The sequence below is a fragment of the Synechococcus sp. H55.9 genome, assembly GCF_047462355.1.
In the GTDB taxonomy this organism is placed as follows: domain Bacteria; phylum Cyanobacteriota; class Cyanobacteriia; order Thermostichales; family Thermostichaceae; genus Thermostichus.
Map to the genome: position 1 here is coordinate 9,814 of NZ_JANSJB010000051.1, position 8,891 is coordinate 18,704.

Consider the following 8,891-nt stretch of genomic DNA (forward strand, 5'->3'; position numbering starts at 1 on the left):
CAACAGCGGCAGCCACTTCGATCCCCACGTGGTGGCAGCTTTTAAGCGCGGGCGCGGCGAAATCCTGGAGATCTACCACCGCTATCAAGAGGCTCGCTAACCCCAGATCCCCTTAGCCCCTGGGTTCAGAACAGGTTCCTCGCCTGCCCACCAATAAAGCACAAATAAATAAAGAAAGAGGATCTCTCCGCACAATCCCGTATAGGCTTGTAGCCAGCAGACAAGATCTCAAGCCAAACTAAGGGTGGCCGGCTCTGTTTGCCACCGGTTCGCTGGAAAGGCGAGCAGAGCTCTGCCTCTGTGCTCCTCTATACATAGCACATTCTTGGCCACTTGTCTCTGCCCAACCCGCGCCGAGGATCCCTGTGATGGCTACCCTGACCAATCCGCCCACTCCCACCCTCTCGATCAACACCAAGCTGCGCGATCTGGCTCTGGTCGACTTTCAGGTGAGCGAGTCCACCACCTGCGAGAACGTGGTGCGCCGCCTAGAAGATGATCCCAGCCTTTCGGGGGTCATCGTGCTGGATGAGCGGTCGCGGGTGCAGGGGATGTTGACCCGCCGCGCCATTTTGGAGTGGATGCTGAGCAAGCCCTATGGCCTAGACGTGTTTTTGAAGCGGCCCATCAGCTCCATGGTGGAGTTCCACGGACGGGGCTTTTTGCTGCTCCCCGGCGACTGCGATGTCATCGCGGCGGCCAGCCAGGCCTTCCAGCGGCCCCAGGAGACCATCTACGACCCGGTGGTGGTACAAGTTGGTTCCCAGGACTACCGCCTTTTGGATGTGCCGGTGTTGTTGGTGGCCCAGTCGCAGGTGCATCTGGCCACGCAGCGGAAGCTGCAAGAACAGCAGGAGGAGATGCAACGGATCTTGGCCGAGCTGGAGCAAGAGAAAAACCGCAGCCTTCAGTATGCCCGCGATCTGGAGCGGCAAAAGGCCGAGATCCTCAGCCAGAACATCGCTCTAGATCGGGAGCGGCGCCAGGCCCAGCAGCGCTCCGAAGAACTGGCCCGCCTCAACGCCCGCATCATCGAGATCAGCTCGGTGCTCTCGGAGAAGGGCAAATCCACCTTTGCCGCCACCTTTGCCGGAGTAGAGGCCGTTCGCCGTCTATCTCAGGAAATTGCCGACAGCAACCAGGAGCTCTCCCGCGAGCTCAAAGAAATCAACACCATCGTTGACTTGATCGTAGAGGTGGCGGGCTATATTCGCCTGCTCTCCTTTAATGCGGCTGTGGAGGCCAACCGCAGCGGCGGAGGTGGCGGTTTTGGCGCCATTGCCCAGGAGATTCGCAAATTGGCAGGGCGCACCACCGAAGCCAGCAACCGCATCCGCGGCTTGGCAGAGCGCATCCAACGCCAAAGCCAATCCACCCTGCAATCAGCCCAGGCCAGCGCCGAGATGGTGCAATCCCTTTACCAGCAGGCCCAGTCGGCCCAGGCGGCCCTGGAGGAGTTGCAAGCCCTCTTAGAGCGGGCCCAGGTTTAGCCTTTTTTGGGAGTGGCCTAGGGAGTGGTCTGGCCCTCGCGGATCTCGTAGGTGTAAAACTGCCCTGCCACCGCCAGAGTTTGGAAGTGGTAGGTGGGCAAAGAGATCCCCAGCGGGCCAAAGTTAAGCAACGACAAATCGGTGCTGTAGAGGCTGAAGAGGATGAAGTTTTGCCGGCGGGTCTGGTGCAGGAACAGCTCTGCCAACTCCGGTTGCAGCTCTTGCACAAGGGCGTGACATTCCTCAATGAGGGTGGGCAAAAAAGCCGGGAGCTGGGCGCAGTATTCCCGCGTGGCATAGGCAGCCAACTGTTCCCCTGCGTAGGCCCCGTACGCTTCCGGGGTGGGATTGGTGATGGCCAGAGCAGCCACACCCCCGGCCAGAACCAGTCCGGAAAGCAAGGAAAAGACCCTCAGCATAGCGGCCTCCGAAACAAGATTTTCCATTCTGCTACGGGCTTGAGGTGCTTCGACAGGGATCCTTCGGCAAAAGCCATCGCCTAAGGCCGCCCTGTCGCCTCCTAGAGCCGGCGCGGGATCACCCAATTGGCCAGGAATGCGGTTCACGGTGTTGCAGCAAACCTGCAAAAGAGCTGGATCCCTTGGTTGAATTGCTAGCCTACAGGCTAGGATGGGAGCCGATGCGCAGCTTGATGCTCTCTATGGAACTGGCCGATCTGAGACGCACCCTAGAATCGCTCACCTCGCGCCTGAGCAGTGCTCAGGACTATCTTTGACCTGCCCCGCCTAGAGCAACAGATCGCCATTTTGGAGCAAGAGGCGGCGCAGCCGCAGTTTTGGAACGATGCCGAGGCGGCCCGCCGCCACCTGCAACAGCTCAACAGCCTCAAGGCCTCCTGGGATCAAGTCCACCGCTGGAAGGATCGCCTGGAAGATGCCACCAGCGCCCTGGAGCTGTTGCAAGAGGATCCCGACCCGGAGCTGTTGGCGGAAGTGTCCGGATCCCTGGCGGCGGTGGAGCGGGAGCTCGGCCAATGGGAGCTGCGGCAACTGCTTTCCGGCCCCTACGACAAAAACGGCGCCATCCTCACCATTACCGCCGGCGCGGGGGGAACCGACGCTCAAGACTGGGCAGCGATGCTCCTGAAGATGTACACCCGCTGGGCGGAAAACCAGGGCTACAAGGTCAGCCTCTCGGAATACTCGGAAGGGGCAGAGGCCGGCATCAAGTCGGCCACCCTGTTGATCGAGGGGCCCTACGCCTATGGGTATCTTTCCGCCGAGAAGGGCAACCACCGCATGGAGCGCATCAGCCCCTTCAACGCCAACGGCAAGCGCCAGACCAGCTTTGCCGGCGTCGAGGTCATGCCCATCCTGGAGGAAGAGAATGAGTTCGAGCTGAGGATGGAGGATCTGGAGTTCGAGACTTCTCGTTCCGGCGGGGCAGGCGGCCAAAACGTCAACAAGGTGGAAACGGCGGTGCGCGTTATCCACAAGCCCACCGGCATTGCCGTGCGCTGCACCGAGGAGCGTTCCCAACTGCAAAATAAGGAGCGGGCCATCCAGATCCTGAAGGCGAAGCTCATCGAATTGGAGGAGGAGAAGCGCCGGCAAAAGCTGGCCGAGATCCGCGGCGAAATGGTGACCCAGGGCTTTGGGGGCCGGATCCGCACCTACACCTTCGATCCTTACAAGTTGATCAAAGACCACCGCACCAACGCCGAAACCTACAATGTCGAGGCGTTTATGAATGGCGAACCGGAGGAGCTGATGCACTTTATCCAGGCCTACCTGCGGCAGGAACATGCCAAACAGCAGGCTGCTGCAGTCTAGGGCCGGCTGTGGCGCTCCCACACCGCCTGCATCAGGGCTGCCCGCTCCGACGCCGAGATCGCGCCCAATTGAACGGGATCCCACTCTGGGAAAAACTCCCCCACCCCCCATCCCAAGGCTCTGGGATGGGCTGTTTTTGCCTGCAGGGATCCCGCCCAAACTAGGCCGTGCCAAGCGCCAATAGGGGTTTCCAGGGCCGAGGAAAACACCAGATCCAAGCCCGGGTGTTGGCTGAGGTAGTCCCTCAGGGCAAGACCGGATCCGACCAAAGAGGGCTTGACCACCAGGATCCCTTGCCAGCCCGACCGGTGGACAGCTTGCAACTGCTCCAGGCCGGCCACTGACTCATCCAGAGCAAGGGGAGTTTGAAACTCGCGGCTCAGTTGGATCAAGTCAGCGTACTGGTCCGGGGGCAGAGGCTGCTCGAAAAACTCGATCTTGCCCGGCCACTCCCGATTGAGCTGGTCGCAGAGGGCCAGCCAGCGCCGCGCCTCGGCTAGGGTCAGCCCCCCGTTGGCATCCAGGCGCAGCCGGGATCCGGGCGGCAGTTGCTCCAGCCAGCTTGCTAGCTTTTTCCACTCCTGCTCAAAGGCATCCACCCCCACCTTGCCTTTGTAAACCGGGTAGGAACCTACGGGGACGGCTTTTCCCAAAAGCCCACAAAACGCAAGCCCCGAGAGATCCCTGGCCAGCCAGCCGGGATCCCGACAGGCCAGCCAGGCGCATTCCAAGCCAAAGCGAGTGGCGGGCAGAGTTGCTGGGATCCCTTCAATCTGCACCTCGGATAGCTCAGCCGGCAACTGCTGGCAAAACGCCAGCGCTTGCTCCAAAGTCTCGCTGCCCAACCAGGGGAGGGGAGCAATCTCCCCATAGCCCTGCTGACCCGTCTCCAGATCCGTCAGCCGGATCAGGATCCCTTCGCGGACAGACCATAGGCCGTAGCGGGTGCGCAAGGGCTGCCGAAAAGGACGCCGGTAGAGGCAAAACTCGAAGCTCAGCACGTTTTTCTCTGCCTTTGAGGATCGTCCGGATAAGGAGCTACGGGTAAAGAAGGAATCTCAGAGCCTAGAGAGATGCTGCAAGTAAGACAGCTAGGCCCATGTTCTTACTGTAGTTGAAGCTACAGAATCAAGTTGAAGACATAACGTAACTTTCACTGAGTATCTCCTTACTACGATTGAGGTGAGGAAAGAAGCGTTGGTTCACTCTTTTGGCAGAAGAGAGAGGCTCTATGCAGTTTTCCACTGACAAAGTCTTCACCCTTGACTCACAACGGTGTCCCTGTGGTGGTTCACATGCTCCACAGGATCACAGTGAATTCCTTGCTTCCATGCCACAAAGTCCAGCGGATCTGGCGGATGACTTAATCAAGATGGGAGTTTATCGGCCGCAGGTGTTGAAGCTTGCGGATCAGATCAGCCGCACTGAGATGCTAGAGACGCTGGTCTTGGAGCGCTTTAGTCGGCGTAACCCAGAAAAGGAGCCAATTTTACGGGAGCTGATTTGGCAAGCGGGCGGTCTAGATCAAGCGATGGTAGCGGCTTTTGGACCTCAGGCAGCCGAATTTTTTACGGATACCCTTCGGACAGGGTCTTATTCGCGGCGGCGTTTTTTGACTCAGGTGTTGGTGGCAGCTTCAGTGATTGGGTTGGCAGCCACTCAAGGACAACAGGAACTGTCTGTTCAAGCTCAGGGATCCCTTGAGAAAACGGATCTGAGAATTGGGTTTATTCCCATTACCTGTGCCACCCCGATCATCATGGCCAAGCCCCTGAAGTTCTATGAGAAGCATGGGTTGAATGTGCAGTTGGTGAAAATGCCTAGTTGGGTTGCGGTGCGGGATTCTGCCATCGCCGGAGAATTAGATGCTTATCACATGCTCTCCCCAATGCCTATTGCCATTACCTTGGGCCTAGGATCTACAGCTTTCCCGATTAGGGTGGCTAGCCTCGAGAACATCAACGGCCAGGCCATTACCATTGCCAACAAGTACAAAAACACTGTGAAAGGCCCTGCTGACTTCAAAGGTTTCACAATCGGCGTTCCCTTTCCATACTCAATGCATAACCTACTGCTACGCTACTACCTAGCTGTCGGAGGTCTCAATCCCGACACCGATGTACAGATTAACCCTGTGCCGCCGCCGGATAGTGTAGCTCGCATGGCGGTAGGGGATATCGATGCCATGTTGATGCCAGACCCGTTTAACCAACGGGCGGTGTTTGAGGGAGTAGGCTTTATCCATATGCTGAGTAAAGATCTTTGGCCAGGACATCCCTGCTGTGTTTTCGCTGCTGGTCAAAGCTGGATTGATGCGAACTCAAACACCTTCCGAGCAGTGAACAAAGCGATCATCGACGCAGCCAGCTATGCCAGCCAGTCAGGAAATCGAGCCGAGATCGCCAAGGCTATTTCTCCGCGGGAGTTTCTGAATCAGCCAGAGGCGGTGGTGACTGCCGTGCTGACGGGTCAATTTGAGGATGGGTTAGGCAATAGCTTCAACATTCCTAATCGGATTGATTTTGATCCCTACCCCTGGCAGAGCTTTGCTTACTGGATCATTAGCCAATTGGTGCGCTGGAATCTCCTATCAGAGGCGGACGCAGATTATCCTCAGATCACTCAGGATATCTTCCTGACAGACTTGGCCCGTGAGCTGGCTCGAGAGCTAGGACAAAACCCGCCTACCGAAAACCTAAGGGTTGAAACCCTGAAGTTTGATACCTTCGATCCTAGTAATCCTGTCGCTTACATTCAAGCTCAAATCGAGAAGTTTGGGGTTTAGACCCTCAGATAGGGATCCCATCTGTTTAAACTGAACAGTTGATGACGATCCCATTGCACTAAAATTTTCTCTAGATTTTTTCCTTAACCCGTTGGAGGTACAATGTCCTTTCTTCCCGCTATGCCAGGGCGATGGATTCGTTCGATCCTACCGGGTACTAATCGGCAGGCATTTGCTTTGTTTATGATCTCTTTGCTTTTGATTTTGGTAGTTTGGGAGGCCGGAGCACGCGGCGGAGTATTTTCTCCATTAATTCCCCCTGCCAGTAGAACCTTGGTAACTATTTGGGGGTGGGTTTCGGATCCCTTTTACGATTATGGCCCTAACGATAGAGGCATTGGTTGGCATCTGCTGGCAAGCTTACAGCGAGTGGCGATTGGATTTACCATTGGCTCCTTGATCGCCATCCCTCTTGGAGTACTGGTGGGTCTTTCGGAGGTGACTTCACGGGCAATTGATCCCTACATTCAGTTGCTAAAGCCAGTTTCACCACTAGCGTGGCTGCCTCTGGGTTTAGGCATTCTGAAAAGCTCAGAAAGCGCCGCCTTGTTTGTCATTGCTATTACTAGCATTTGGCCCACCCTAATTAATACTAAGTTTGGGGTAAGTAATGTGGATCGAGCTTACTTGGATGTGGCTCGCTCTTTAGGGGCGTCCCGTTGGCGTACTATCCTTAAGGTAATTCTGCCTGCAGCAGCGCCAAGCATCATAACCGGCTTGCGCATCAGCATCGGTATTGCCTGGCTGGTAATCGTAGCTGCCGAAATTCTGGTGGGAGGTACTGGCCTGGGTTATTTTATCTGGAACGAATGGAATAACCTTCAAATTACCAGTATCATTACTGCAATTGTTGTTATCGGTGTTGTGGGTCTTCTGCTAGATTGGTTGTTTGTATTGTTGCAACGTTGGGTCGCATTTTGGGTGAGGTCATGAAAGTTACTTCTCCTTCCTATACCTCGAGTTCTGCTGGCTTGGAGCGGATTCCGCAGTTGCAGTTGCGCCAAGTCACCAAGATCTACCCCGGTCGTCGTGGCTTTATGGATCGGCTCATTGGTCGTGCTTCGGTTGATTACGTCGCTCTTGCACCCATCGATTTAGTGGTAGAAGCCAACACTTTTGTCTCGATTATCGGTCCTTCTGGTTGTGGTAAGTCGACATTGCTTAATATCATTGCAGGTCTCTCACAGCCCTCTACTGGACAAGTATTGATCAATGGTCAAGAGGTTCATTCCCCCGGATCTGATCGTGGCATTGTCTTTCAAAACTATGCTCTTATGCCCTGGATGACAGTAGGAGAAAACATCCGTTTTGCTGTCGAAACTGTACACCCGCAGATGACTTTGGCTCAGCAGAAGCAGTTGGTACAATCTTTCATAGACCTAGTAGGGTTGCGGGGGGCAGAAAAGAAATATCCTCACGAATTATCTGGAGGGATGAAGCAGCGGGTAGCAATTGCTCGAGCTCTGGCAACTGATCCACAAATTTTGCTCATGGATGAGCCATTTGGCGCTTTAGATGCCCTGACGCGAGGATTCCTTCAGGATGAAGTTGAGCGAATTTGGGAGTCACAACGGAAAACTGTCATCTTGATTACCCACAGCATTGAAGAAGCACTGTTGCTGTCGGATCGAATTGTCATGATGACTCGGGGGCCAGAGGCTCGCATTGCTCAGATTCTAGATGTCCCGTTTACCCGTCCTCGCCATCGAGACAGCTTAGATCAGCAGCCAGGCTATCATGCTCTCAAGGCAGCTATGGAACATCACCTTTCTCAAGAAACTCGTGCTGTTGAGGAATCACGGATCCGGGTTTGAGGAATAAACTGTAGTAGGAGCTTTCACGAAGCCGATACATCTGAAATTTAGGAGGCTACAATGAGCACAACCATCCCAGAGATTACTAAGAAGCTATTGGCCGCTAAAGCTGAGAAGGGGCTAACCTTTGCTGATTTAGAGCAGAGGATAGGCCGAGATGAGGTGTGGATTGCAGCGGTTTTTTATCGTCAGGCAAGCGCCTCTTTAGAAGAAGCGAAAAAAATTACTGAGATCTTAGAACTGGACGCTGTTGTAGCAAAAGAATTGACTGAATGCCCACTGAAAGGTCTAGGGCCAGTGGTGCCGACAGATCCTTTGATCTATCGCTTCTACGAGATTGTACAGGTATATGGCATGCCAATAAAAGCAGTAATTCATGAGAAGTTTGGCGATGGGATTATGAGCGCTATTGACTTTACCTTAGATATACAAAAGGAAGAAGACCCTAAAGGAGATCGCGTTAAAGTGATCATGTCTGGTAAGTTCCTGCCCTACAAGAAGTGGTAGAGGTAGGATACATGAGCCGAGTCTTAACTGCCTGTAAAGTCAAGCTAGTAGTTGAGCTAGGAACCTGGGGGTGCAGTTTTCCTAAAAAGCCCACAAAGAGCAAGTCCGCAGAAAGCAAGCCCGTAGAGATCCCTGGCCAGCCAGCCGGGATCCCGACAGGCCAGCCAGGCGCATTCCAAGCCAAAGCGAGTGGCGGGCAGAGTTGCTGGGATCCCTTCAATCTGCACCTCGGATAGCTCAGCCGGCAACTGCTGGCAAAACGCCAGCGCTTGCTCCAAAGTCTCGCTGCCCAACCAGGGGAGGGGAGCAATCTCCCCATAGCCCTGCTGACCCGTCTCCAGATCCGTCAGCCGGATCAGGATCCCTTCGCGGACAGACCATAGGCCGTAGCGGGTGCGCAAGGGCTGCCGAAAAGGACGCCGGTAGAGGCAAAACGCAAAGGAAAACCCCTTTTCCAACTGCCCATGCAAGACGGAGTCCCCTTTCTGGCTCGGAATTTTAA

8 protein-coding genes and 1 pseudogene are annotated in these 8,891 nt (G+C 55.1%); 6 read left to right on the top strand and 3 right to left on the bottom strand.

Going from position 1 to position 8,891, the window contains the following annotated elements; all coding sequences use genetic code 11:
* Positions 1–368: 368 nt before the first annotated feature.
* A complete protein-coding gene (locus tag NW857_RS08060) occupies positions 369–1,490 on the top strand; it encodes a methyl-accepting chemotaxis protein (protein ID WP_414337133.1) in 1,122 nt (373 codons plus the stop codon).
* Positions 1,491–1,507: 17 nt separating this feature from the next.
* Here the strand turns inward: NW857_RS08060 and NW857_RS08065 are convergent, their stop codons facing one another.
* Entirely contained in the window at positions 1,508–1,909 is a 402-nt protein-coding gene (locus NW857_RS08065; RefSeq protein WP_414368597.1) for a DUF4359 domain-containing protein, read from the bottom strand.
* A 242-nt stretch (positions 1,910–2,151) separates the two neighbouring features.
* Between NW857_RS08065 and prfB the strand changes: the two genes are divergently transcribed.
* A protein-coding gene (prfB, locus tag NW857_RS08070; RefSeq protein ID WP_414334761.1) for a peptide chain release factor 2 occupies positions 2,152–3,283 on the top strand; the annotation gives its coding sequence in 2 pieces (ribosomal slippage) (positions 2,152–2,223 and positions 2,225–3,283; 1,131 coding nt in all).
* On the opposite strand, the gene NW857_RS08075 is transcribed toward prfB, so the two are convergent.
* Complete coding sequence (locus NW857_RS08075; protein ID WP_414368599.1) at positions 3,280–4,284, bottom strand: o-succinylbenzoate synthase; 1,005 nt, start codon at positions 4,282–4,284, stop codon at positions 3,280–3,282. The two genes, prfB and NW857_RS08075, sit on opposite strands and share 4 nt — an antisense overlap.
* Before the next feature lie 230 nt (positions 4,285–4,514).
* On the opposite strand from NW857_RS08075, the gene NW857_RS08080 reads away from it, so the two are divergent.
* From NW857_RS08080 to cynS, 4 genes are all read left to right on the top strand, one after another.
* Positions 4,515–6,068 (top strand): CmpA/NrtA family ABC transporter substrate-binding protein, encoded by a 1,554-nt coding sequence (locus NW857_RS08080; protein WP_414334747.1) that lies wholly within the window; start codon positions 4,515–4,517, stop codon positions 6,066–6,068.
* A gap of 102 nt (positions 6,069–6,170) precedes the next feature.
* The gene (gene ntrB / locus NW857_RS08085; RefSeq protein WP_414334746.1) at positions 6,171–7,001 is read left to right on the top strand and encodes a nitrate ABC transporter permease; all 831 of its coding nucleotides are present in this window, start codon (positions 6,171–6,173) and stop codon (positions 6,999–7,001) included.
* A complete protein-coding gene (locus tag NW857_RS08090) occupies positions 6,998–7,882 on the top strand; it encodes an ABC transporter ATP-binding protein (protein WP_414334745.1) in 885 nt (294 codons plus the stop codon). The genes ntrB and NW857_RS08090 overlap by 4 nt, the downstream gene beginning before the upstream one ends.
* Positions 7,883–7,942: 60 nt before the next feature.
* Positions 7,943–8,389, top strand: coding sequence for a cyanase (gene cynS, locus NW857_RS08095; RefSeq protein ID WP_414334744.1), 447 nt, complete (start codon positions 7,943–7,945; stop codon positions 8,387–8,389).
* Between the two features lie 56 nt (positions 8,390–8,445).
* On the opposite strand, the pseudogene NW857_RS08100 reads toward cynS, so the two are convergent.
* Positions 8,446–8,891, bottom strand: a pseudogene (locus NW857_RS08100) (hypothetical protein); the annotation flags it as partial.

Excerpts from the sequence above, each read along its gene's own strand:
- NW857_RS08090 (WP_414334745.1), top strand. The coding sequence starts at position 6,998 with ATGAAAGTTACTTCTCCTTCCTATACCTCGAGTTCTGCTGGCTTGGAG.
- NW857_RS08060 (WP_414337133.1), top strand. The coding sequence starts at position 369 with ATGGCTACCCTGACCAATCCGCCCACTCCCACCCTCTCGATCAACACC.
- NW857_RS08080 (WP_414334747.1), top strand. The coding sequence starts at position 4,515 with ATGCAGTTTTCCACTGACAAAGTCTTCACCCTTGACTCACAACGGTGT.
- ntrB (WP_414334746.1), top strand. The coding sequence starts at position 6,171 with ATGTCCTTTCTTCCCGCTATGCCAGGGCGATGGATTCGTTCGATCCTA.
- cynS (WP_414334744.1), top strand. The coding sequence starts at position 7,943 with ATGAGCACAACCATCCCAGAGATTACTAAGAAGCTATTGGCCGCTAAA.
- NW857_RS08065 (WP_414368597.1), bottom strand. The coding sequence starts at position 1,909 with ATGCTGAGGGTCTTTTCCTTGCTTTCCGGACTGGTTCTGGCCGGGGGT.